The sequence below is a fragment of the Bradyrhizobium sp. cir1 genome, assembly GCF_014198245.1.
GTDB lineage: Bacteria > Pseudomonadota > Alphaproteobacteria > Rhizobiales > Xanthobacteraceae > Bradyrhizobium.
In genome coordinates this window covers 179,036-203,005 of record NZ_JACIHE010000001.1, presented here as the reverse complement: position 1 = coordinate 203,005, position 23,970 = coordinate 179,036, and the positions used below count along the sequence as shown (strand labels likewise).

The window sequence follows — 23,970 nt, the reverse complement described above, 5'->3', positions numbered from 1 at the left end:
AGTTCGCCCCAAACTACCGCATCTCGTCCGGAGCATGGACGCCGAGGATGGCGAGGCCCGATGCCAGGACAGAGACGACGCCCTGGACCATGGCCAGTCGCGCCTTTGTAAGATCTGCATCATTATTGATAATGAAGCGTAAATAGGGCAAATCGCGCCCCTTCGTCCAAAGCGCGTGAAATTCGCTGGCTAAATCATAGAGATAAAAGGCAATTCGGTGCGGCTCATGGGCCGCAGCGGCGGCTTCCAGCATGCGCGGATAAATTGCGAGGCGCTTAAGAAGATCGAGCTCGACGGGGTCGGACAGCTGTTCCACCGCCGACTCAGCGAGCCAGGCGATGCGCTTGGCGGCGTCCTCCGGGAGTTCCGGGAATACCTCTGCCCGGGCGTTGCGGAAGATCGAGTGGCCCCGGGCATGGCCGTACTGAACGTAGAACACGGGGTTGTCGCGCGACTGTTCCATGACCTTGGCGAGGTCGAAGTCGAGCACCGCGTCGTTCTTCCGGTAAAGCATCATGAAGCGGACGGCGTCCTGGCCGACCTCATCCACCACCTCACGCAAGGTGACGAAGTCCCCGCTCCGCTTCGACATTTTCACCGGCTCGCCGTTGCGCAGCAGCTTCACGAGCTGGACGATCTTGACGTCGAGGGAGCCCTTGCCCGAGGTCGTCGCCTTCACCGCCGCCTGCATGCGCTTGATGTAGCCGCCATGATCGGCGCCCCAGACGTCGATCATCTCCGCAAAACCACGGTCGAACTTGTTCTTGTGGTAGGCGATGTCGGAAGCGAAGTAGGTGTAGGAATTGTCCGACTTGATCAGCGGCCGATCGACGTCGTCGCCGTAGGCGGTCGCCTTGAACAGCAGCTGCTCGCGGTCTTCCCAATCCTCCACCGGCGCGCCCTTCGGCGGCGGCAGGCGGCCTTCATAGATATCGCCCTTGGCCTTCAGGAAATCGATGGTCTCGGCGACCTTGTTGTTGCCGGTCTCGATCAGCGAGCGCTCCGAGAAGAACACATCGTGGCGGATGTTGAGGGCGGCGAGATCGTCCTTGATCTCGTCCATCATCATCGCGATCGCCTTGGCGCGCACCGTCGGCAGCCATTCGGCCTCGCTCATGGCGATCAGCTTGTCGCCGTATTCCGTCGCGAGCGCCTGCCCGACCGGCTTCAGATAGTCGCCGGGATAGAGGCCTTCCGGAATGGCGCCAATGTCCTCGCCGAGCGCCTCGCGATACCGCAGGAAGGCGGAGCGTGCGAGCACGTCAACCTGCGCACCGGCGTCGTTGATGTAATATTCGCGCGTGACGTCATGGCCGCCGAACTGGAGCAGGCTCGCCAGCGCATCGCCGAACACGGCGCCGCGGCAATGGCCGACATGCATCGGTCCGGTCGGGTTGGCCGAGACGTATTCGACATTGACCTTGGAGCCGCCGTGGACGCGGCCGTAATCGGGGCCATCGCGCAGCACCGTGCGCAGCGCCTCGGCCCAGGCCGCCGGCTTCAGCGTCAGATTGATGAAGCCCGGACCGGCGACATCGACCTTGGCGATCAGCGCGTCAGTGCGCAGCCGCTCGGCGATCTTTTCGGCGAGATCACGCGGCTTTGCCTTTGCCTCTTTCGCAAGCACCATCGCGGCGTTGGTCGCCATATCGCCATGGGAAGCATCGCGCGGCGGCTCGACCACCACGCGGGAGAAATCGATGCCCTCAGGCCAGCTGGCGTCCGTCGCGAGTGCGCGGCAGGCGGCGTGCACGCGTGCGAGCACGTCAGCGAACAGATGCAGGGATGAGGATGTCTGGGGCATGGCCGCCGCCTAACGCAAATCCGGGGTCGAGTCAAAAAGCCGCTGGTGCTCGGTCAGGGCGAAACGGTCGGTCATTCCGGCAATGAAATTGCCGATCCGGCGGGCCCGGTCGCCCTCGTCGTCGGCCTCCGCCCCGAGCAGCCATTCCGGCGGCAGCTCGGCGGGCGATTTCAGGTATTTCGCGAACAGGTCGAACAGGATCTGCTCGGCCTCCCCCATCACCCGCATCACCCGCTTGTGGCGGTACATGTGCTGGTACAGGAAGCTCTTGATGGCGGCTTCCTCCTCGGCGACCTCGACGGGGAATGCGATCATCGCCCGGTTCTGCTGGCGCACGTCCTGGGCCGATTGCGGTTTCACCGCGGCGAGGTTCTTCTGCGCCTCCGCAAACACCGCGCCGATCAGGTGCGAGATCAGCTCGCGTACCAGCTCGGCACCGCGCCGGACGTCCTCGAGATCGGGATAGTGGGCTGCGATACCGTCGATGATCTCCGCGGTCAGCGGCATGACCTTGAGATCGTCGAGATGGAACAGCCCGGCGCGCAGGCCGTCGTCGATGTCGTGCGCGTCATAGGCGATGTCGTCGGCGATCGCGGCGACCTGGGCTTCGAGCGAGGCGAAGCTCCACAATTCGAGGTCATAGGTCTTGATGTAGTCGGCGATGCCGACGGGGATGCCGTGCTCGCGATAGCGGCCGACCGGCACGCCGCTGCGATCGGTCAGCGGGCCGTTGTGCTTGACGATGCCCTCCAGCGACTCCCAGGTCAGGTTGAGCCCGTCGAATTCAGGGTAGCGGTGTTCCAGCGCCGCAACGACGCGCAAGGTCTGGGCATTGTGATCGAAGCCGCCGAACTCCTTCAGGCAGGCGTCCAAGGCCCGCTCGCCGGCGTGGCCGAACGGTGGATGGCCGAGGTCGTGGGCGAGCGCCAGCGTTTCCGTGAGGTCCTCGTCCAGCCCGAGCTGACGGGCCAGCGCGCGGGCGATCTGCGCCACCTCCAGCGAATGGGTCAGCCGGGTGCGGTAGTGGTCGCCCTCGTGGAACACGAACACCTGGGTCTTGTACTTGAGGCGGCGGAACGCGGTGGAATGGATCACCCGGTCGCAATCCCGCCGAAACGGGCTGCGGGTCCGGCTCGGGGGCTCGGCGACCAGCCGGCCGCGGCTGCGATCGGGGTCGCAGGCATAGGGCGCGCGGGGGGCTGCCATTCCGACGGACACGGCGAATTTAGTCCCTATCCATTTGATTCTGCGTCTGGTGGCACTTAACTATGTCAGGCGCGGGATACCAAATGAATTGGGCAAGTGAACTTGGTATGACCGCGGGACTAATCGGAGACCAGCAATGAGCACTGCCGTGACCATCAGTGACCGGGCCGCACGCCGGATTGGGGAGATCCTCAAGGGCGAAGGCTCTGGCGCGATGCTGCGCATCTCGGTCGAGGGCGGCGGCTGCTCCGGCTTCCAGTACAAGTTCGATATCGACCGTGCCCGCACCGACGACGACCTCGTGATCGAGCAGGACAATGCGGTGGTGCTGGTCGATTCCGCCTCGCAGCCGTTCCTGGCGGGCTCGCAGGTCGATTTCGTCGACGACCTGATCGGCGCCTCGTTCCGCGTCAACAACCCCAACGCGACCGCGTCCTGCGGCTGCGGGACCAGCTTCTCGATCTGATCCGACTCAAAATCTGAAAACAACCCCATGCACAGTAGCCGGGCGCACTTCGGCTTTTGCGAAAATCACTTGACGCGCCCGGAAAAACAGGGGTGATATGTAATCATCGCGAGATCCCCAAGTCTGGGAGCCCGGCCAGACACGCGCGCGGCGGCTTAGCGAGCCGCCCCGCAGATCCAATGTATTGCTAGGTGTCAGTCGTAACGTGATCCCACGTTTGCTCCTGGTATCCGATCAGCCAGTTCAAAGCGTGGTGTCTTTCTTCCGTTACGCCAGGATCGAGACCTGCCGGTACCTGCTGTCCTTTCATGGCAGCGTTTCGAACAGCCCAGTGATACCTGTAGATCAGATCGGCCTGATCAAGAATGTCGCCGATCGGACGAAGTACGGAATCTTCGATGAACTCGGAGGTTGTCCGTTCAGCCATTGTCCTTGCGGCGAATTCTACGTCGCAAATCTGAGCTGGCTTGCCTAGTTGGGCTACGAAGCCCAATGCCCAAAGCAGAGTCCAAGCGGCTTCGTGCTTCCAGGTGAATTGAATCCGGTCGTGCTGCGAGGGGGAATTGTCGAGCACGAAGGCGAGCTCCTCGGGAGTCAGATGTGGTCGGAGTTCGTATGATTCCAGAAGTCGTTCAGCTAATTCCTCCTCAAGTCCTTCGCCCTTTGCAGCAACGAAAAGGAGGCAAAGAGTACGCAGCGCGACTTCTTCTTTTGACCGTTTCAGCGCCTCAGCCGTGCTCTCAATAACGGGCAATGTAGCGAGGAAAGGTACGCCTTCGACTCGAAGTCTGCCTTCTGACCTGAGCCTTCTATCAATAGCTTCCGCTGAGATCCCCCCATTCTCCGCTGACAGCCTCCCACTCATCGCGCCAATCCCCCAACCCTTGTCAAACGTACAATATCACGAGACGTCTTCTGCGACGACAAGATCGAGCATGCCCATCGCCTTGCCATTGGAGAGCATGCCAAATTGCGGCATCATAGCGCCACGGCGAAGCAAAAGTGCCCATCTTCATCGGCCATGGTGCGCCAATAGCGGCAGTCAATCATCCAATGCGCATGATCGATCGTTTGTTCTGTTGCCTCGTCCTGTTCCTTGCCATCGCAGCCGTCCCGGTGCCTCCCGCGCGCGCGGCCGAAACCTGCCCGTTCATCAGCGCCCAGGAACTCGGCGGCGCGATGCCGCGCTCAAATGGTCGCTGATTTCAAATCAGGACGGCCGCGGCTGCATCTACCAGGGCGGGCGCGGCGACACGATGATGCTGACCGTGTTCCGCAATCCCGACAAGGGCCGCGCCAGGGAATTGTACGCGACCTTCGTCAAGACGCTTGGCGAGCGCATGCCGCTCAACGCAGTCGCAGGGATCGGCGACGAAGGCCAGGGCGGAACGAGGGCTGCCGGCGCAGAGCGCCAGGAGGCCTCGGTCGTCGCCCTGTCCGGCGACTACATTCTGCAGATCAGCGTCTATCCGATCGGCCGGCGTGCCGACGATGCGCTGCTCGGACCGATCACCGAAGCCGCGCGCGTCGCCATCGCCAACGTAAGCAAGAGCAGCGAGCGGTTCCGCGATTGCGAGTGGCTCACGGCCGCCGATGCCGACGGCTTTCTCGACAAGAGCACGCTGACTGTGCAGCGGACCGGCGCGGGCAGCTGCATGATGTTCGATCGCGAGGCCAACACCATGACCGTCGCGGTGATCGACATCTCGCGCGCCACGGTCGTCAGCATGATGAAACGCACCGGCCCGTGCCAGCACGTGACGATCCCCGAACTCGGCAGTGAAGCGTTCGGCGAGCATTCCTGCACCAAGGGCAACGGCAACGCCACCAACATCTATGTCTGGAAGAACCGCAGGCAGGCCTCGATCCTGTTCGCGCCGGTCAAGCCGCATCCGGAGTCCGGCTCGGTCGAGCGCCTGAAGGCGGTCGCCGGGCGCGTCTATAGAAAGCTTTAAGCGCCCGTCATCTGCCTTTCCTCATCCGTCCATTCCACGTCGCCCGGCATCAGCTCCGGCTGCAGCGGCGCTTCCTCCGTCCCCGTGTGGCCGTCCAGCGCGCGCAGCAAGGCTGCGACCAGCGCGGGCTTGCGCAGCGGTTTCGCGAGGAAGTCCGACATTCCCGCTTCGCGGCAGATCTTGACGTCCTCGGGGAAGGCATTAGCGGTGAGCGCGACAATCGGCAGGGCCTCGAAGCGGCCGCCCTGCGCGCGGATCGCGCGGGTCGCGGCAAGGCCGTCCATGTCGGGCATGCGCACGTCCATCAGCACCACGTCGTAGTCGACTTCGGAGGCCGCAGCGACGGCCTCGACACCGTCGGTGACGACGCGCAGCTCGACCTCGAAGGCCCCCAGCATCTTGCTCACGACCATGCGGTTGACGGCATCGTCTTCCGCGACCAGCACCTTCAGCGGCCGGTCGAGGCCGGCGATGCGGGCTTTCAGCTCCTCGGCCTCGTCGCGCCCGGCCGTGGCATCGGAGGCCTGCGCCTGGCTCCAGGGCAGCACCAGCGTGAAGCGGAAGGTCGAGCCCTCGCCCGGCGCCGAGGTGACGCCGATCGTGCCGCCCATCTGCTCGATGATACGCCGGGAGATCGCGAGCCCAAGCCCAGTACCGCCGAAGCGGCGGCTGATCGAGGCGTCGGCCTGGGCGAAATCGCTGAACAGCAGGCCGAGCTTCTCGGGCGCGATGCCGATGCCGCTGTCAGTCACGGTCCACTCGACGGTGGCGAGCAGATCGCGGCGCGCCTGGCACGTTGCCGATATCGTGACCTCGCCCTCGTCGGTGAACTTCACCGCGTTGGAGGCGAGATTGAGCAGCACCTGACGGATGCGTGCGACGTCGCCACGCAGCGTCGGCGGCAGGTTCGGATCAAGCTCGACCTTGACCGTGAGCCCCTTGCTCTTGGCGCTCGCGCGCACCACGGTCGCAACCGTCTCGACCAGCGCCTGCGGCGCGAAGTCGATCGCCTCGAACTGGAAGCGGCCGGCTTCCAGCTTGGAGAGGTCGAGAATGTCATTGAGGATGCGCTGGAGATTGTCGCCGGACTCGCGGATCGTGGTGACGGCCTCGCGCTGCTCCGGATCGAGTTCTGTTTCCAGCAGCATGCTGGCGAGCCCAAGCACACCATTCATGGGCGTGCGGATCTCGTGGCTCATCACCGCGAGGAAGTCGGACTTGGCGCGGCTCTCGGCCTCGGCCTTTTCCGCGCGCCAGCGCTCGGTGACGTCGCGGCCGAAGCCGCGATAGCCGAGGAACTGGCCGTCGCGGTCATAGGCGGGCTTTGCCGTCAGCGACCACAGCCGCGCCTCGCCGCCGGCAACGACCTTGAGGTTCATCTCGTGCAGCGGCTCTTTGTGCTCCATCAGGCCGACGACATTGTAGGCAGCGCTCTTGTCCTCGGGGCACAGCATGTCGAGCACGTCCGCGAAATGCGAGCCCTTCAGCAGCGGAAGCGGCAGCTGCGCGACGTCGGCAAAGCGTTGGGGCACGTCGACCAGATGCCCCTCGGCATCGGTCTGCCACAGCCAGTCGCTGGCGTTCTCCTGGAAGTCCTTCAGCAGCAGCGAGATGATCTCGGTCTGCCGCTCGAGCTCGAGCTGGGCCTTGAGATTGCCGAGGAACAGATTGCCCTGCGAGACGATGTTGCGCGCCATGAAGAACGCGAACAGCAGCAGGAACACCGCCGTCACCAGATACGGCCCGGTGCCGCAGAGCAGCAGCGCGCCGGCGCAGCCTATCGTCATGGTGGCGAGATAGACGAGGCCGGCGCGGGGGAAGGTCGAGAGCGTGAAGGCGCCGCCGGACATCATGCCGACCATCAGACAGGCCAGGATGAGCTGGCTGGTCGGCTCGATGCGGCTGAACAGGGCGAGCGGCAGCGTGGCCCAGATCGCGGCGAGGAAGAAGGCCTGCCGCAGCATCTGCCGCGCGGCACGGGGCGAGGCTTCCTGCGGCGGATTTTGATGCGACCGTCGCCAGGCCCGCACCGCGAGTGAGGCGGTAACGGCAAGGGTCATGCCCCAGATCGCGAGGAAGTCGTTCCAGCCCCGGCCCCAGAACAGGATCAGCACGATGGCGACGTTGAGCATGGTGACGGCCATCGTCACCGGGATCAGCCGTATCACGGCGTCGATCTGCTTGGCGCGGATGCGGCGCAGCTCGCGCTCGCTGAGATCGGCAGTCAGGCCGTCCTCGATCTCGAAGCCGCCGAGCCAATACAGGAACGCGCCGACGAGGCCGTCGCGCGGCTCAATGCGTTGTGAAGTCTTGACCGGCCATCCCATCCACGGAACCTTTTCCGTATCAATGGCCTGCGGCCCGCTTAAGCCGGGTTAATTTTGTGGGAGATTTTGCGGCGTCCTTGACGGGCACGTTTGCATTTTGTTCTAACCATGGCCCCTGCCTGGAGCCTCCCCCAATGCCTATCAGAGTTGCCACCTGGAACGTGAACTCGGTCCGGCAGCGGATCGATCTCCTCCTGACCTGGCTGAAGGAGTGCCAGCCGGACATCGTCTGCCTGCAGGAGATCAAATGCGTCGACGAGGCCTTCCCGCGGCTGGAGATCGAGGCGCTGGGCTACAACGTCGTCACCCATGGGCAGAAGACGTTCAACGGCGTCGCCCTGCTCTCGAAGCTCCGCTTCGACGAGACCAAGTCGGGGCTCGCCGGCGACGACGAGGACGCCCATGCCCGCTTCCTCGAGGGCGTGGTGACGCTCAAGTCCGGCGTGCTGCGCATCGCCTGCCTCTATCTGCCCAATGGCAATCCGGTCGGGACCGACAAATATCCCTACAAGCTCAAATGGATGTCGCGGCTTCTTGAGTATTCGAAGGAGCGCCTCAAGGCCGAGGAGCCGCTGATCCTCGCAGGCGACTTCAACGTCATCCCGCATGCCCGCGACGTCTCCAATCCGGCCGCCTGGACCGAGGATGCCCTGTTCAAGACCGAGACGCGGGAGAGCTTCCAGTCCCTGCTCGGCCTCGGCCTGACCGATGCCTTGCGGGCGGTGACCGACGAGCCGGGCCTCTACACCTTCTGGGATTACCAGGCCGGCGCCTGGCAGAAGAACCAGGGCCTGCGCATCGACCATCTGCTGCTGTCGCCACAGGCCAGCGACAAGCTCGCCAATGTCGGGATCGACAGCTATGTGCGCGGCTGGGAGAAGCCGTCGGACCACGTGCCGGTGTGGGCGGATCTGGATCTGGAGGCGGCGTAGCCTGCGGCGTCGTCATTCCACGGCGGCTCGAAGAGCCGAACCTCAGGTGCGCAATTGCGCACCGGGGAATCTCGAGATTCTCAGGTGCGCAAGCGCGCACCGTAGTTCGATGCTTCGCATCGCCCCGGAATGACTGCGTGTCGTGATTACTCCCTACGGCCCTGCACCCATTGCTCCAGCATTTGCAGGCACATGGCGCGATCGTCGTCGGAGGCCTTGGCGAAGGCGCGGTTGTAGCTTTCCTTGATCCAGGTCTCCTCGGCACCTGCGCTGTCGCGCGCCAGCGTCAGCCACATCAGGCCGCGCGCGGCCTGCCGCGGCAGGCGGTCGCCGTTGAACAGCATCTGGCCGAGCAGCGCCTGCGCCTCATGCTGGCCCTTCTGTGCGGCAAGGCCGAGCCAGCGGGCGCCGTAGCGGAAGTCCTCGCGCGAGGCGTCCGGCGTCTTCAGGTACAGCCGGGCGAGATCGTACTGGGCGTCCGCGTTGCCGAAATAGGAGGCGGCATAGGAGAACATCTCCCGCGCCCGCTCCGGGTCGGCCTTGATCTTCGAGTTCGGGATACCGCTGAGATAGTAGCGGCCGAGCGCGACGAAGGCGTTGGCCACGACCTGTGCCTGCGGCGCCGACGGGCTGTCCTCGGCATGCGCGTTGGCAATCCGGCTGAAATATTCGAAGGCACGCACGTCGTCCTGGGCGACGCCGTCGCCATTGGCGTACATGCGGCCGAGCTTCCACTGCGCGATGGGATGACCACCCTCGGCGGCATATTGCAGGGCGCTGAGCGAGGTTTCCTGGGTCGCCGGCGCCACCTTGCCGCGCACCGCACCCGCGGCGCCCGGCAGCGTGGTCACGACGGGGATGGTCGCGTCCTTCTGGTTGACCGGCGCGCCGTCAAAGGCGAGCGCAGGCGCGACCAGCGCACTGGCCCCCAACACAAACGCAACTATGGCACGCCTAGATGTCCGCATAGCACTGTTTCTCGTGCGCGCCGCCCGGATGGGTCACAGCCCCCCCGACCGCTGGTCCAACCTGCTGAGCATATTTCCAGAGCGCACCCGACGTGTGGTTAGTCGCGCGAGCGCTCCATTTGGTTTTGCGCTGGGCGAGCTCCTGGTCGCTCAATTTTACGTTAAGGGTCCCGACGTCCGCGTCGATCTCGATGATGTCGCCGTCCTCGAGCAGCCCGATCGGACCGCCGACCGCCGCCTCAGGGCCGACATGGCCGATGCAGAAGCCGCGGGTGGCGCCGGAGAAGCGCCCGTCGGTGATGAGAGCGATCTTGCCGCCCATGCCCTGGCCGGTCAGCACTGCGGTGGTCTGGAGCATTTCCCGCATGCCGGGGCCGCCCTTGGGGCCCTCGTAGCGGATGACGATGACTTCGCCTTCCTTGTAGGTGCGGTTCTGAACGGCCTCGAACGCGTCCTCCTCCCGGTCAAAGCACCTGGCCGGACCGGTAAACTTGAGGTTGGACATTCCCGCGACTTTCACGATCGCACCTTCTGGCGCCAAATTGCCCTTCAGACCGACCACACCGCCGGTGACGGTGATGGGGTTGTCTGCCGGGTGCACCACATCCTGGTGCGGATTCCACTTCACGCTTTTGAGGTTTTCGGCGATCGTTCGACCGGTGACCGTAATGCAGTCGCCGTGGAGAAATCCGTTGTCGAGCAGCGTCTTCATCAGAAGCGGTATGCCACCTACTTCAAACATGTCTTTGGCGACATAACGGCCGCCCGGCTTCAAATCCGCGACATAAGGTGTCTTTTTGAAGATTTCGGCGACGTCGAACAGGTCGAACTTGATACCGCACTCATGCGCGATCGCCGGAAGGTGCAGCGCAGCATTGGTCGAGCCGCCGGAGGCCGCGACCACGGCGGCGGCATTCTCCAGCGCCTTGCGGGTCACGATGTCGCGCGGCCGGATGTTCTCGGCGATCAGGTCCATCACCTTCTCGCCCGCAGTCATGCAGAAGGCGTCGCGGATCTCATAGGGTGCCGGGGCTCCGGCCGAGTAAGGCAGCGCAAGGCCGATCGCTTCGGAGACGGTCGCCATGGTGTTGGCGGTAAACTGCGCGCCGCAGGCGCCCGCGGAGGGGCACGCCACGCGCTCGATCTCGTCGAGATCCTCGTCCGACATGGCGCCGACCGAATGCTTGCCGACGGCCTCGAACATGTCCTGCACGGTGACCTGCTGTCCGCGGAAATTGCCGGGCAGGATCGAGCCGCCGTAGATGAAGATCGAGGGCACGTTGAGGCGGACCATCGCCATCATCATGCCGGGCAGCGACTTGTCGCAGCCGGCAAGGCCGACGAGCGCGTCGTAGGCGTGGCCGCGCACGGTCAGCTCGACGGAATCGGCGATGCATTCGCGCGACGGCAGCGAGGAGCGCATGCCGTCATGGCCCATGGCGATGCCGTCGGTCACTGTGATGGTGCAGAACTCGCGCGGCGTGCCCCCGGCGGACGCGACGCCCTTCTTCACTGCCTGCGCCTGGCGCATCAAGGCGATGTTGCAGGGAGCGGCTTCGTTCCAGCACGAGGCGACACCGACGAAGGGTTGGTGGATCTGCTCGGTGGTCAGACCCATGGCGTAGAAGTAGGAGCGATGGGGTGCGCGCGCAGGGCCTTCCGTCACGTGACGGCTCGGCAGCCTCTGCTTGATGTTACTCTTCGCGTCCATCGCAACCAGTTTCCCCGGTCAACCCTTTCAGACCCGAAAAATCAGAGCCAAGATTTGAATCGACCTTGGGGATTTCCCGTCGCCTTCGCGGACCGCCGCTTCCCTGAAAAACTTAGAGCGATTTTATTCATGTTCGGGTGTGGCCAAAAAGCGGCGGTGATGCGAACGGCTGGCGATGAGGGCTTAATCCGGAATGGGTGTTGCGTAGACAGCACAATCGTTACCGGGAAGACACGGAGATGGCTACTTGGATACCGCCGCGAAGATGACGGGGCACAACTTGAGGTTTTTCGATAGGCAACGCGCATCCGACTTGGACCGGCGGACACGCACACCCACGAAGTGAGTCGCTGCCCCCCTCGCGAGTGAGATGCATCGCTCGCGTCCCGGACAAGCCGCAACGCGTAAGGCGTTGCGGCGCAGAGCCGGGACCCAGGGCAGCACGGCGCCGCACGGATGGATGGGCCCCGGCTCTGCAGCGCACCGTCGAAGGGACGCTGCGCTGCGTCCGGGGCACGAGAGCGAAGTGTGGCGCTCGCAATGACGGAGTACGAGGCAGCAGCGTCGCTCGTTCGGCTCGCATTTCGAATCGCAGACACGCCTTCGCCGTCTCGCGGCTGATTTCGCCCGAGCTTTGCTTGATCTCTCCACCCTCTTGTCCAAGAGGGCACAGGGAAGGCCGGGTGCCGGCTGGCACCTGCGGTCCGCTGCGCAAAAATGGTGCGCAAAAGAACCGCACAGCAGCATACAGGTGGAGCCCAACACACGGCCTTCCCTGCGCAGTGGTTGGACGGCTTATGCCGCGCTCTCCCGGGAGCCGAGTTCGTTCTGGCCTCCCTCACTCTCACGGAATTCACCGGCACCGCGCCGGTTGACGCAACTGCCGCATCCGCAAGAGCTTGACCGTAGCAACGACGGCCGGAACCACACGGTTTTGCCGTACGCGCGGCCCGCCATTTCGCCGCAGTTTTCCCAGCCCTGTCGACGGAGCCGGAAACTTACAGACGAGACGAACCTGACAGCGCCGTTCGTCCGCGCGAAGTTTTGGGCTCACGGAGAGCAATCCGCCCTGCCCTAACCTCTCGCGCCCGACGCTGCCGCGTCCACCGCAAGCCCGGCTCGCGAAAATGACGACCACATGATCGCCCCTCAAGGATGAGCCGGGATGGGCAAGGCATACGACATTTCCGAATTTCGGTAAAGCGGAATATTTTCACGGTGGCCGGTTGACAGCCGGGCGACACAGGCCGGTCCGTAGCGCGGATGGAGCGAAGCGCAATCCGAGACCGCTCGTTCGGCGAGACACTTTTCCCGGATTTCGCGGCGCTCCATCCGGGTGGCTGCTCAGGCCGACGTCGTCTTGCGCCGGAACGGAGCGACCAGGCAGACGATCTCGCAGGCAGCGACGAGGCCGGCGAGCCAGACTGCGCTGAGAACCCCAAGCCGCATCACGATGGCGGCGGTGAAGGCGCTCTCTCCACCCAGAAGCGGCGTCGCGGCGAACAGCACGAACTCATAGGTCGCGTAGGCGACAGCGAGCGTGCTCGCCAGCATCAGCGGCGTGCGGCCCTGCGGCAGCGTGCGGAGCACGGCAGACGACGCCGCGGTCGCGGCCAGCGCAGCGGCACCGATCACAAAACCCCAGACGAGAGTGCTGCCATCGACCGGGTAGTGCAGCACACCGAAGCCGATGCTCTGGTTCACCAGCCAGGCGCCGGTGACGACGAGCAGTGCCGGGCGCAGCGGCAACATCGCGGCCGCGACGACGGCGAACGCTGCAAACGGCGTTGCGCAGGCGAGCGCGAAGCTTGCCAGCGCGCATGACATCGTCAGCAGCGCAAGGCAGAACATCGGCGCGAGGCGCGGCGCGACCGGGTGAAGGCGGGAACGATCAACGTCGGGCGAAAGCATCTCGGCAGGCATCATGGATCTCCGCTGGTGATCCTAGCACATATGCCGAGGGGCCACGATATGACATGCACGCGAGAAGCGGCCGCAGTTGGAGCTAAAGCGCGATGAGATTGGGATGAATCGTCATCACGCTTTAGGTTGTTGTTTACGCATGACCTTTCCGGAAAACCGCTTCGCACTTTTCCGGATCATGCTTTAGCCGAACTTTTTCTCCGTATGCGTCCGGATCACCGCCCGCTCGCCGGCGTCGACAAGCTGGCTGATGCCGGTCCGGCCCGCCAGCGCACAGCGGATGATGTTTTCGGCCACGGATTTGCGGAAGCCATGGTCCTCGCCGCGGGGGCGACTGCGGCAGACCCGTTCCAGCGCCAGCTTCATGTTGATACGGGTGCGGGTGTCGAAATGCTCGCTGATCATTCGCACGGCCTCGATCGCGTTGACGTCGGAGGCGGAAACGCCGTGGCGATCGGCCGGGTTCCAAAACGGAAAGCGAAGGATGTGCCGGCCGTCTACGTCCGGCCTCTCGGGCGTTGCGCCAGAGCCCAGGCCACGGCAACGTCGCGCGGCGGAACGTCGATGCGCCGGATCGGGGTCAATTCGCCCGAGGCGGAGATGATCGCGGTTTCCTCGCGGCGGCAGCGCGGGCACACGAAACGAACCTCATGCGGGGACGTCGACCAGCTCGAGCGCTTCACATTGGCCGCCATCGGCCACGCCTCGCATTTCGAGCACGACACCAGAAACCGCCCGGGATCGAGCATACCCATTCCATCGGACTCCGCGTCCTGCCCGCCCCTTCAATGATTAACCCAAGTGAATCGTTCCGGTGCCGTGGCACCGTCAGCCTCGCGCCCTGCGGAGCCAACAGCCTCGCTGTTCCCGATCCGCCGGCCTCCGAAAGGCTCAGTGCGCGCCCTTGAGGGTGCAGGAGGTGGTGCAGGTGACCGTGGTGCCGCGGTCGCACGCCTTGCAGGCGGCAACGCACTGGTTCATGTCGCGCGCATTGTACGAGCTGTAGTTCCGCATCGGACAGGTCGAGGTCGACCCGGTGATGTCCTGCTCCTGGTTGCAGGCTGCCGTTGCGAGCGTGAGAACAAGGACTGCAAGAAGACGCATGGGATTGCCCTGTAGGAGCGGCAAGGCGACGTCAGCGAGGCACGTTGCACCGCAACGGACCCCGGCATTCCCACCGCGAGCAACCATGGAAGCTCGACGCTCGCATCCCCGGAGGATGCGCGCCAAAGATTAAAAACGGATTGCAGCTGGCGTCAGGCCGCGGCTTTGGTCGCGATCGCCTGCCGCATGTCCACCGCGAGTTGGCGGTACTGTTCTGACAGTTTCAGGTAGAATTCGCGCTTGGTGCTGTCGGTGGCGAGCTTGGCGATCAGCTCGCATTCGGCGGTGAGTGTCTCGAACCGTTCCAGCCTGTCCTCAAGTTCTGTCATCGGCGTGTCCCCATTCAAACGCCTCAAGGACAATCAACCTAAGCCCGGGAAATAGGTCACGACGAACATCGTTATGGGGTAGCATCAATTTTCGCCGCCCTACGCAGCGAGAAGAGGATGCCGCTACCTATTTCTGCTCCAACCGCCATGCGCCGTCCCAGCCCGCCTCCGGCGGATTGGCCTCGAACTGCGCGATGCGACCGAGCAGCGTGCGCGAGGGACCGTCGCCTGGGACGGCTTGGAGCGCTGCGTTGAAGGCGGCGCGGGCTTCGGCGAAGCGGCAGGTGCGATAGGCGGCGAGGCCTGCGGCATAGTGCTGTCCCAGGCTCGCTTGCGCCTCGGTCAGCGCGCCTGCCCTGCCCATCACCTCGAAGATCGCTTGCGGCGCGGTCTGGCCGGCGACCGCGAGACGATCGACCTCACGCAGCTCGAGCTGCGGGCCGATCGCATCCGCCGTTGCCTGCGCGATCAGGATGCGGGTGCCGTAGACCTTGTTGGCGGCCTCGAGCCGGGAGGCGAGGTTCACGGCATCGCCCATCACGGTGAAGCTCATCATCAGCTCTGAGCCGATGCTGCCGGTCAGGACCTCTCCGGTGGCAATGCCGATCCGCAGGTCGCACGGCGCCGGCATGGCGCGGATGCCGAGCAGATCCGGCAGCTGCTTCTGCAGCGCGGGCACCTGGTCGGCCATCTCGATGGCGGCAAGGCCGGCGAGCAGCGCCGGCTCGTCCCCTTCGATGAAGGGCGGACCCCAATAGGCCATAATGGCGTCGCCGATATATTTGTCGATCACGCCGCGATTGCTCCTGACGGGCGCGGACATGACCGTGAAGTAGTGATTCATCACCTTGACGAGGCCGCGCGGGGTCATGCCCTCGCTCATCGAGGTGAAGCCGCTCATGTCGCAGAACATGATGGTCATCACCCGGCGCTGGCCGTCGATGGCGACCTCCGGCCGGTCGATCAGGCCCTCCACCACCTTGGGGTCGATGTAGCGGCCGAAGGTCTCGCGGATGCGCTCGTTGTGCCTGAGCTGCTCGATCATGCGGTTGAAGGCGGCGGCGAGCTCGCCGATCTCGTCCTGCGTCGAGACCGTGATGGGCTTGTCGAACCGACCCGCCTCGACCTCGCGGGTGCCGGCGAGCAGGAGCCGCACCGGACGCGTGATGCCGCTGGAGACCAGCAACGCGAAGACAAAGCCGACCACCGCTGCGAGCAAAGTCACGAGGCCGGATACGATGATCGCCTGGTGCTGACGGCTGATCACCTGCGACGTCGAGGCGAAGACCTGCTTGAGCATGTCGGCGCGGATGCCGTCGATCTTCTGGTTGAACTGGTCGCGCAGCAGGTCGATGTGCTCGAGCGTGACGCGGGCCTCCGCCATCTGCTTTGCGTCGATCTGCTTGAGGAGTTTGGCGTGATCCTCGCTCTGGTCGCGACGCAGCTCGCTGACGGCGGCCTCGATGCGGATCTCGATCCGCGCCAGCGCCGCGTTGTCGGACTGCGTCCTGGGATCGTCGATGATCGCGTTGATCAGCTTGCGCGCGCGCTCGGCCTCCTCCTCGATCCTGCGGTCCGCTTCCTCGAACTCGCGCAGACGCGCCGCATAGGCCTCCTCGTCCGTCGGCGACTGCATCCTCATCATGACCATGCGCCGCAGCGCCACCGCCCGCTCCAGCGAGCGGATATTGGCGCGCGCCAGATCGCCATAGGCCGGGATGTAGCGGTTGGTCAGCTCGTCCAGCAGGATTCCGACCTGGCTCGACATCACCATCGACAAGACCGAGGTGACCAGCATCAGGACGATTAGCCCGAGGGCGATGCCGACGATCTTGCGCCGGATCGACTGGTTGAAAATTGGCATAGCTGCGGGGCAAAGGCTGAAAGGACGGCTTAGGGAACTCAATACACCGGATTTGGCGGCGGGAACACGCGCAATCTGGCCGTTGTGACGCACCAGACCGCGCACAACCGTCGCGCGAGCCCAAATCGTTAACAAAGGTTAAAGCGCCTGCCCTTTTCTCCTTTGCGGAAGTTCCCTCGCCTCATCCGTATTTTGCCGCATTGTTGCGACAGCGTGAGGAATGCGAAACGATGTCATGGCATCGTTTTGGTGTCGTTTTTGATTCTCAAGCCGCATGTCGTCGCGGACCTTGGTTTGTAGTGGTTTCGCAGGGGGACCATCCAATGAACCAGTGCCTACGCTCGCTCGCGTGTGTCGTTGCCGTGGCCGCCTTGGCCCTTGTTCCCACCGAGTTGGCGGCGAAAAGCAGTCACAAATCGTCGGCGTCGAAGAAGACGCATGAGGCGAAAGCCGGCAAGCAGCGCCATGCCGCGGCGAAATCCCGTCATGGCAAGCATGCCGAGGCCAAGCGAAAGTCGAAGAAGCAGGACGACGCGCCCGCGGACAAGCCGGCCGCCCCGCCGCTCACCGGCGATCTCGCCGCGCTGAAGGACGCCATCGATCTCGCGCGCAAGGGCAAGACCGACGACGCGAGCGCGGCGCGCGACCGCATCGCCGACCCCGCCGGGCAGAAGCTCGCCGACTGGTTCATGCTGCGCCATTCCGAGAGCACCGCGAATTTCAGGCGCTACGCCGGCTTCCTCGCCGCCAACCCGGACTGGCCGAGCAGCGCGCTCTTGCGCCGCCGCGCCGAGGCGCGGCTGTGGCAGGAGAAGGCAGACGCCGCCACCGTGCACAAATTCACGATGGACCGCCCGACCAGCGCCAAGGGCAAGTTCGCGCTCGCCCGCGTGCTGCTGAGCGAAGGCGAGACCGACAGGGCCGCGCGGCTCGTACGCGAGGCCTGGCGCACGGACGAATTGTCCGAGCGCAGCGAGGAGGATTCCTACGAGGCGTTCCGCGACCTCCTGAACGCCGACGATCACCGCGCCCGCATGGACAAGCGGCTCGGCGCCAAGGACTACGCCGGCGCAAGGCGCGTGGCAAAACGGCTCGGCGAGGATGCGCTCGCGATCGTCAAGGCCTGCGCTGCGGTCACCGGCAAGGCGAACAAGGCCAAGGACTATCTCGACGATGTCTCAGCCGAGGCGCGCCGCGATCTCGGCTATGTGCTGTGCCGCGCCCAATGGCATCTCCAGAACGACCGCATCGACGATGCGGCCGAGGTGATCCTCGCCGCCGCGCCCGACACGATGGCCGCGCAGGACACCGACGCCTGGTGGCGCGAGCGACGCCTGCTGGCGCGCAAGCTGCTCGACCAGGGCAAGTTCAAGACCGCTTACGACGTGGTCCGCGCCGCGGCCGTGCCGGCGATGGAGGTCTATCGCGTCGATTATCACTTCATGTGCGGCTGGATCGCGCTGCGCTATCTCAACGACCCCAGGACGGCGATGGTGCATTTCGCCGCGATCGACGAGGGCTCGGCCAATCCGATCGCGCTGTCGCGCGCGCATTACTGGCGCGGCCGCGCGGCGGAAGCCATGGGTGCGGCCGCCGACGCCCGCATGAGCTACAAGGCCGCGGCGCGCTATTCGACCGCCTATTACGGCCAGCTCGCCCGCGCCAAGCTCGGGCTCGACCGCATCGAGCTGCGTGCACCCTCGCCGGTTCTGGCCTCTGCCGACACGCCGCCTGCCGACGATCGCGTGCGCGCCGCCGACATGCTGTACGGGATCGGCGAGCGCGACATGGTGTTCTATTACGCCGAGGATTTTGCCAAGGAGAGCACCGACGTCGCAGCGCTCGAGGCGCTCGGCGCACTCGCCGGCCGGCGCAACGATGCGCGCGTGATGCTTGAGGTCGGCAAGTCGGCGCTGGCGCGCGGGCTCGCGCTCGACCATTACGCCTTCCCGACCATCGGCATCCCCGAGCACAAGCAGCTCGCTCCGCCGATCGAGACCAGCGTAATCTATTCGGTGGCACGCACCGAGAGCTCGTTCGACCAGCGCGACAAGTCGCCCGCCAATGCGGTCGGGCTGATGCAGGTGACGCCGGAAGCAGGCCGCGACACCGCCAAACGCTTCGGCCTGACCTATGACTGGGACAGGATGGTCTCCGATCCCGTCTACAACACGCAGATGGGCGCGGCCGAGCTGAGCGCACTGCTGTCGGAATATCGCGGCAACCAGATCATGACCTTCGCCGGCTACAATGCCGGCCGTGGCCGGGTGCGCGAATGGGTGCAGGCGCGCGGCGACCCCAGGGATCCCAATGTCGATCCGGTCGACTGGGTCGAGCGCATCCCGCTGTCGGAGACGCGCAATTACGTTCAGCGCGTGATTGAGAACGTGCTGGTCTACCGCGCACGGTTCGAGAGCAGCGACATGGTCGCGTCGAAATCCGAGCAGCGCGTCACGACGCAGGAGGTGAGCGCGGAGCCAACGGTATCGGCCGCAGCCCCGTCGCCCTAGCCTCGCGACCGCCGGGGCTGGACGCGGCGCGGGCTGGACGCGGTGACTGCGGCCGACAACTCTGCGCGGCCGGCATCGAGCAGCTAGCGGTCACCTCCTTCCGTGGTCAGAAGGTCGTACTCGCGCAGATAGGCCTCGGCCAGTGAGCGCGACAGCGCGCCCATCTGAATCATCCAGCTCAAGCTCGTAAGTACCGTCAGCACCGCGATCGCCTCGAACGGGCTGCGGGGCCACAGCATGTCCATGGTCGTCCGCTGGCGATAGCAATCGTAGTCGCAGTACCGCTCTTGCTTGGACACATGCCGGACGTAACTCGAACCCAGCGGCCGGGCGCATGCGCTGCATGCGGCGTCGTGGCAGGGATGTTCCTGATTGACGAGCATGAATCTCAATGCCGTGTCCTCTCCTGCCGATGGAATATCCGTCGATGCGCCTCTCAGGCTGGCTGTTCAGGATGCCGCGCGCGTTCGTCCCTCGATCAACGGCGCCGCTTCCTGGTGAATCGCGTAGCATTCGTAACTGCAATAGGGCAGCAGCGTCCTGGCGTCGCGCAGATAGCCTCCCTCGACCTCCTCGCAGCACCACAGGCACGACGTCTTGCGGAACGGGGTCCTGCCGTTCACCAATATGAATCTCACGTGGCACCTCCCAGCGCGAAGCAGTAGACCGTGTCGACCAGAGAGGCGGACGGCGGCGGCGCGCAGATATGGTTGCGGCCGTCGGGATTGTCTCTGTTGCGCTCGACCTTCTGGGACGGGATCAGGATGTATTTCCCGTCCTCCCGGCGCCGCGCATAGATCCTGCCGTCGACGTAGCGTATCTCGGTCGGGTAGCAATCCGCGTTGTTGCAGCAGCTCAGAACCGGATTGTCCGGCATGCGCCAGCCCGAATAGAATTTCTCGTGCAGCAGCTGATCCTGAGGCGGATGGTGACGATGTGAACCATCCCGTGCGACCTCATCGGCCTGCACGCCCGTCAGCAGCGGAAGCGGCAGTGCGATCGCCAACAGGAGCTTGCAGCCAGGGTTCAACTCACAGCCTCCGGACGAAGAAATGGCCTGACGGGCTAGGTGCGGCAGCCGATCGTCATGCCGCCTGACATCGGAACAGCCAGCTGCGGTCGCGCTCGCGACGCGCCCTGAACCGGTCGAGACACTTCCGCGAGCAGAGCGGCGTCCGCCAGGAGTAGTATCGGATCAGGCCAAACTTCCCGGCACAGACGGCACAGCCTTTGGACTCGGGACGGCGTTCTGAGTACTCGGGGCTATCGCACATCATCCTCTCCTCTTGACCTCTTGGGGTCCTGGCTTCCTCTTGCGCAAATGCAGGGGTCGCCACGGTCGTCACGGAAAATGCGGCTTCTCAATCGCGACCGCCTGATTCATCCGGCAAGTCAGGGCGGCGGACGCAGAGGCTGGTTCTTTGGAGGCAATACGCCGAGCTTTTCAGCAATTGTGCTCCGCAATCGTCTCCTCTCGATTGGCCGCAAGACTAGGCTCCTCGCAACGCACCGCTCAATTGTACGGAGGTAAATGTGCGCTAGAATTAGGCTTGTGCGAGCTATACGTAGGTTTGTGCCGTAGTTCTCCGGACCTCCGCCCCACCTGCGCAACGAGACAGCGCAACGCGCGCAAGTTGCACGGCAATCGGGAATTCTGCCGGGAAACCGACTTTGGTCGGAGGGAATTGCCCCTGTTATGGCAAAGTGCTCTACTCGCCTCGACGGCTGGCGAGCCGGGACGCTTGCGATGATGCCTGGCCAGATCACGAAAATCGGGAATTCCGCCGCTCAATTCCTGCTCGGCGGCCTTGCGGCGCTTCGATCATTCGGCAACGGCGAGAAGGATAGGCCCGCGGTCGCAGACGCCGCGCGGCAGAACACCGATCTGCGTGACGCCGTGAAGCAATGGCGCGAGGTGTTCGAGCACAATCCGGTCATGTACTTCATGGTCGATCCGGCCGGAACGGTGCTCAACGTCAATACGTTCGGCGCCGCACAACTGGGCTACACGACGGACGAGCTGATCGGCCAATCCGTGCTGAACGTCTTCTTCGAGGAAGACCACGACTTCGTTCGTCAATGCGTCGCCTTGTGCCTTACGACCGTGAACCAGTCGCATACCTGGGAGATCCGCAAGTTCCGGAAGGACGGGTCGGTGCTCTGGGTCCGCGAAAACGCCAAGGCGATGCTGCGCGGCGACGGCACGCCGATCCTGCTGGTCGCCTGCGAGAACATCACCCAGCGCAAGGAGACGGAGGACGCGCTGCGGCAGAGCGAGGCCTATCTCGCCCAGGCTCAGGAATTGAGCCACACCGGCAGCTTCGGCGTGAACCTTGCGACCGGCGAGGCCGTCTGGTCGAGGGAGACCTTCCGCATCTTCCAGTGCGACCCGGCGACGAAGCCGACCCTGCGCTTCGTCTTTCAGCGCATCCATCCGGAAGACCGCGACAGGGTCCGGAGCACCCTTGATCGGGCCTACCGCCTGGCGGAGGATTTCGACCACGAATACCGCCTGCTGATGCCCGACGGATCGGTCAAATATCTTCATTCCGTGGCGCGCGCGGTTCGACATCCATCCGGGCGCATCGAGTTCGTCGGCGCGGTGACCGATGTCACGATTGCCAAGGAAGCGGAAGAGAAGCTTCGTCGCAGCGAAGCCTATTTGAGTGAAGCCCAGCGCCTCAGCCATACGAGCAGCTGGGCCTGGGACGTTCATCGTCAGGAGTTCGCCTACCGATCGGCTGAACTCTTTCGCCTGTTCGGGTTTGAGCCGGACCAGATCGATGTCCCAGCCAAGGCTTTTCAGCAACGCATCCTGCCGGAGGACTTTCAGCGGATTATCAAGGTGGAGCGCGAAGCTATCAGGCAGAAGCAGCCCTTCCAGATCGACTTCCGGATTTTGCGCCCCGACGGCTCGATCAGACGCGTCCACAGCGAGGGACATCCCGTGTTAGGCGGCGACGGCGAGGTGGTGGAAATCATCGGCACGCATGTGGACGTCACCGAGCAGCTCGCGGCCAAGGATGCGCTGCATAAGGCGTTCGACGAGCTCAAGGCATCCGAGCAGCGTTTCCGCGACTATGCCGAAACCGCATCGGACTGGTTCTGGGAGACCGGGCCGGACCACCGCATTACGCGGATATCGGAACATGCCGATACCTCCAGCGCCGCGCCGACGGGCTGGATCGGCCTGACCCGTTGGGACATTCCCCCCGATGCCGAGTTCGAGCCGGAGAAATGGGAGCAGCATCGCGCGGCGCTCGATGCCCACGTTCCGTTCCGAGATCTGATCTACCGCAGCAGGGATCGTAACGGATCTCCAATCTACGTGCGCACCAGCGGCAAGCCCCTTCATGATGAGCAAGGCAATTTTCTCGGCTATCGCGGCGTCAGCAGCGACATCACGGCGGCGATCCGCGTCGAGCAGGCGGAAGAGGCGCTGCGCAAGGCGCAAAGCGAACTCGCCCATGTCACGCGCGTCACGACGCTCGGCGAATTGACCACCTCGATTGCCCACGAAATCACCCAGCCTCTTGCCGCGGTGATCTCCAATGCGGACGCCTGCATCGCCTGGCTCGACCGCGAACCGGCCGATCTGAAAGCCGCGCGCCGTTCCGCCGAATGGATTGTCGAGGACGCCAACCGGGCGACCGAGGTGATCCGCCGGATCAGGGCGCTTGCGAAGAAGACCGAGATCGAAGTCGTTCCACTCGATGTCAACCAGGTCGTCAGGGAAGCTGTGGCGCTCGTCCGGCGCGAGCTCGCGACCCATGCGGTGTCGGTGCGAATGGAGTTGGCGTCCGACCTGCCCCGGATCTGCGGCGACCGCATTCAGCTCCAGCAAGTACTGATCAACCTGGTGATGAACGGCATCGAAGCCATGCAGGGCAATGTCGACCGCCCGCGCGAACTGGCGATCCGCTCGTGCCGGGCGGACGATGACGACCGCCTGCTCCTCACCGTGACGGACCGCGGTATCGGCCTCGGCAAAGACGTCAAGGAGCGCATCTTCACGCCCTTCTTCACGACGAAATCGGGCGGTCTGGGCATGGGACTCTCGATCTGCCGATCGATCATCGAGGCTCACGCGGGCCGGCTTTCGGCCTTCCAAAATGAGGGGCGCGGTGCAACATTCCAGATCGCCCTGCCCTTGCCACACAAGGACACGTCGTGACCGACCATGCCAAGCAGACCGAGGCGAGCGCCGGCGATCCGATCGTCCTGATCGTCGACGACGATCCGTCGATGCGCCGCGCGCTCACCAATCTCTTTCAATCGGTCGGTCTCAAGGTTGAAGCCTTCAGTTCGGCAGCGGAGATCATGGAAGCCAAACCGCCTGCGGTCCCCAGTTGCCTCGTGCTCGACATCCGCCTGCCGGGCTCGAGCGGCCTCGACCTCCAGGCGGACCTCGCCAAGGCCAATATTCACACGCCCATTATCTTCATCACCGGTCATGGCGATATCCCCATGACCGTGAGAGCCATGAAAAGCGGTGCCGTCGATTTTCTGACCAAGCCGGTGCGCGACCAGGACATGCTGGATGCGGTGCAGGCGGCGATCGAACGAGATCGCAAGCGGCGCGATGCCGAGAAGTCGATCTCAGGTGTGCGATCCCGTTTCGAGGGGCTGACGGCACGCGAGCGCGACGTCCTCGCGCTGGTTGCATCCGGGCTGATGAACAAGCAGGTCGCCGCCGAGCTCGGATTGGCCGAAATCACCGTGAAGATCTATCGCGGGCAGATCATGCGGAAGATGGGAGCGAAGTCATTGGCCGATCTCGTCAGAATGACGGACGCGCTCGGAATCCCGCGCAATAGGGGTCACTTGCAAACCTAAGTATGCTTTCCAAGCTCGCTCTGGTGGCCCACCTT

General features: G+C 64.3%; 22 protein-coding genes. 7 read left to right on the top strand and 15 right to left on the bottom strand.

What is annotated here, in order from left to right; all coding sequences use genetic code 11:
- Positions 1-13: 13 nt before the first annotated feature.
- Both argS and GGD63_RS00945 read right to left on the bottom strand, forming a co-directional pair.
- Complete coding sequence (gene argS / locus GGD63_RS00950) at positions 14-1,804, bottom strand: arginine--tRNA ligase (protein WP_183239045.1); 1,791 nt, start codon at positions 1,802-1,804, stop codon at positions 14-16.
- 9 nt (positions 1,805-1,813) lie between these two features.
- Positions 1,814-3,022 (bottom strand): deoxyguanosinetriphosphate triphosphohydrolase, encoded by a 1,209-nt coding sequence (locus GGD63_RS00945; RefSeq protein WP_183239044.1) that lies wholly within the window; start codon positions 3,020-3,022, stop codon positions 1,814-1,816.
- Between the two features lie 124 nt (positions 3,023-3,146).
- Here GGD63_RS00945 and erpA point away from each other — a divergent pair, with 124 nt between their 5' ends.
- Entirely contained in the window at positions 3,147-3,476 is a 330-nt protein-coding gene (erpA, locus tag GGD63_RS00940; protein ID WP_183239043.1) for an iron-sulfur cluster insertion protein ErpA, read from the top strand.
- A 187-nt stretch (positions 3,477-3,663) separates the two neighbouring features.
- Here erpA and GGD63_RS00935 read toward each other — a convergent pair whose 3' ends face one another.
- A complete protein-coding gene (locus GGD63_RS00935; RefSeq protein WP_183239042.1) occupies positions 3,664-4,341 on the bottom strand; it encodes a DUF4272 domain-containing protein in 678 nt (225 codons plus the stop codon).
- Between the two features lie 137 nt (positions 4,342-4,478).
- On the opposite strand from GGD63_RS00935, the gene GGD63_RS40030 reads away from it, so the two are divergent.
- Both GGD63_RS40030 and GGD63_RS00930 read left to right on the top strand, forming a co-directional pair.
- Positions 4,479-4,679 carry a hypothetical protein gene (locus GGD63_RS40030; RefSeq protein ID WP_246785333.1) on the top strand — a complete coding sequence of 67 codons (201 nt, stop codon included), beginning with the start codon at positions 4,479-4,481 and terminating at the stop codon, positions 4,677-4,679.
- 53 nt (positions 4,680-4,732) lie between these two features.
- Positions 4,733-5,431 (top strand): hypothetical protein, encoded by a 699-nt coding sequence (locus GGD63_RS00930; RefSeq protein WP_246785332.1) that lies wholly within the window; start codon positions 4,733-4,735, stop codon positions 5,429-5,431.
- On the opposite strand, the gene GGD63_RS00925 is transcribed toward GGD63_RS00930, so the two are convergent.
- Positions 5,428-7,758: an ATP-binding protein gene (locus GGD63_RS00925; protein ID WP_183239041.1), complete on the bottom strand. Its 2,331-nt coding sequence runs from the start codon at positions 7,756-7,758 to the stop codon at positions 5,428-5,430. The genes GGD63_RS00930 and GGD63_RS00925 overlap by 4 nt on opposite strands.
- A gap of 134 nt (positions 7,759-7,892) precedes the next feature.
- On the opposite strand from GGD63_RS00925, the gene xth reads away from it, so the two are divergent.
- The gene (gene xth, locus GGD63_RS00920; protein WP_183239040.1) at positions 7,893-8,690 is read left to right on the top strand and encodes an exodeoxyribonuclease III; all 798 of its coding nucleotides are present in this window, start codon (positions 7,893-7,895) and stop codon (positions 8,688-8,690) included.
- Positions 8,691-8,836: 146 nt separating this feature from the next.
- On the opposite strand, the gene GGD63_RS00915 is transcribed toward xth, so the two are convergent.
- The 8 genes from GGD63_RS00915 to GGD63_RS00880 form a co-directional block, all read right to left on the bottom strand.
- Positions 8,837-9,658 carry a tetratricopeptide repeat protein gene (locus GGD63_RS00915; protein WP_183239039.1) on the bottom strand — a complete coding sequence of 274 codons (822 nt, stop codon included), beginning with the start codon at positions 9,656-9,658 and terminating at the stop codon, positions 8,837-8,839.
- Complete coding sequence (ilvD, locus tag GGD63_RS00910) at positions 9,645-11,369, bottom strand: dihydroxy-acid dehydratase (RefSeq protein ID WP_183239038.1); 1,725 nt, start codon at positions 11,367-11,369, stop codon at positions 9,645-9,647. Before ilvD ends, GGD63_RS00915 begins: the two co-directional genes overlap by 14 nt.
- A 1,344-nt stretch (positions 11,370-12,713) precedes the next feature.
- Positions 12,714-13,292, bottom strand: a complete 579-nt coding sequence (locus GGD63_RS00905) for a hypothetical protein (protein ID WP_183239661.1) — start codon at positions 13,290-13,292, stop codon at positions 12,714-12,716.
- A gap of 183 nt (positions 13,293-13,475) precedes the next feature.
- Positions 13,476-13,697: a hypothetical protein gene (locus GGD63_RS00900; protein ID WP_183239037.1), complete on the bottom strand. Its 222-nt coding sequence runs from the start codon at positions 13,695-13,697 to the stop codon at positions 13,476-13,478.
- Positions 13,698-13,789: 92 nt separating this feature from the next.
- Complete coding sequence (locus tag GGD63_RS00895; RefSeq protein ID WP_183239036.1) at positions 13,790-14,047, bottom strand: hypothetical protein; 258 nt, start codon at positions 14,045-14,047, stop codon at positions 13,790-13,792.
- 136 nt (positions 14,048-14,183) lie between these two features.
- A complete protein-coding gene (locus GGD63_RS00890; protein WP_183239035.1) occupies positions 14,184-14,396 on the bottom strand; it encodes a hypothetical protein in 213 nt (70 codons plus the stop codon).
- Positions 14,397-14,548: 152 nt separating this feature from the next.
- The gene (locus GGD63_RS00885) at positions 14,549-14,725 is read right to left on the bottom strand and encodes a hypothetical protein (protein WP_183239034.1); all 177 of its coding nucleotides are present in this window, start codon (positions 14,723-14,725) and stop codon (positions 14,549-14,551) included.
- Positions 14,726-14,852: 127 nt separating this feature from the next.
- Complete coding sequence (locus GGD63_RS00880) at positions 14,853-16,589, bottom strand: adenylate/guanylate cyclase domain-containing protein (RefSeq protein WP_183239033.1); 1,737 nt, start codon at positions 16,587-16,589, stop codon at positions 14,853-14,855.
- A gap of 323 nt (positions 16,590-16,912) precedes the next feature.
- On the opposite strand from GGD63_RS00880, the gene GGD63_RS00875 reads away from it, so the two are divergent.
- Positions 16,913-19,099, top strand: coding sequence for a lytic transglycosylase domain-containing protein (locus GGD63_RS00875; protein ID WP_183239032.1), 2,187 nt, complete (start codon positions 16,913-16,915; stop codon positions 19,097-19,099).
- Positions 19,100-19,182: 83 nt separating this feature from the next.
- On the opposite strand, the gene GGD63_RS00870 is transcribed toward GGD63_RS00875, so the two are convergent.
- The 3 genes from GGD63_RS00870 to GGD63_RS00860 form a co-directional block, all read right to left on the bottom strand.
- Complete coding sequence (locus tag GGD63_RS00870; protein ID WP_246785331.1) at positions 19,183-19,482, bottom strand: hypothetical protein; 300 nt, start codon at positions 19,480-19,482, stop codon at positions 19,183-19,185.
- Positions 19,483-19,548: 66 nt separating this feature from the next.
- Entirely contained in the window at positions 19,549-19,737 is a 189-nt protein-coding gene (locus GGD63_RS00865) for a hypothetical protein (protein ID WP_183239707.1), read from the bottom strand.
- Complete coding sequence (locus GGD63_RS00860; protein ID WP_183239031.1) at positions 19,734-20,129, bottom strand: hypothetical protein; 396 nt, start codon at positions 20,127-20,129, stop codon at positions 19,734-19,736. Before GGD63_RS00860 ends, GGD63_RS00865 begins: the two co-directional genes overlap by 4 nt.
- 717 nt (positions 20,130-20,846) lie before the next feature.
- Here GGD63_RS00860 and GGD63_RS00855 point away from each other — a divergent pair.
- Both GGD63_RS00855 and GGD63_RS00850 read left to right on the top strand, forming a co-directional pair.
- The gene (locus GGD63_RS00855) at positions 20,847-23,273 is read left to right on the top strand and encodes a PAS domain-containing sensor histidine kinase (protein ID WP_183239030.1); all 2,427 of its coding nucleotides are present in this window, start codon (positions 20,847-20,849) and stop codon (positions 23,271-23,273) included.
- Complete coding sequence (locus GGD63_RS00850; RefSeq protein ID WP_183239029.1) at positions 23,270-23,935, top strand: response regulator transcription factor; 666 nt, start codon at positions 23,270-23,272, stop codon at positions 23,933-23,935. Before GGD63_RS00855 ends, GGD63_RS00850 begins: the two co-directional genes overlap by 4 nt.
- Positions 23,936-23,970: the final 35 nt, after the last annotated feature.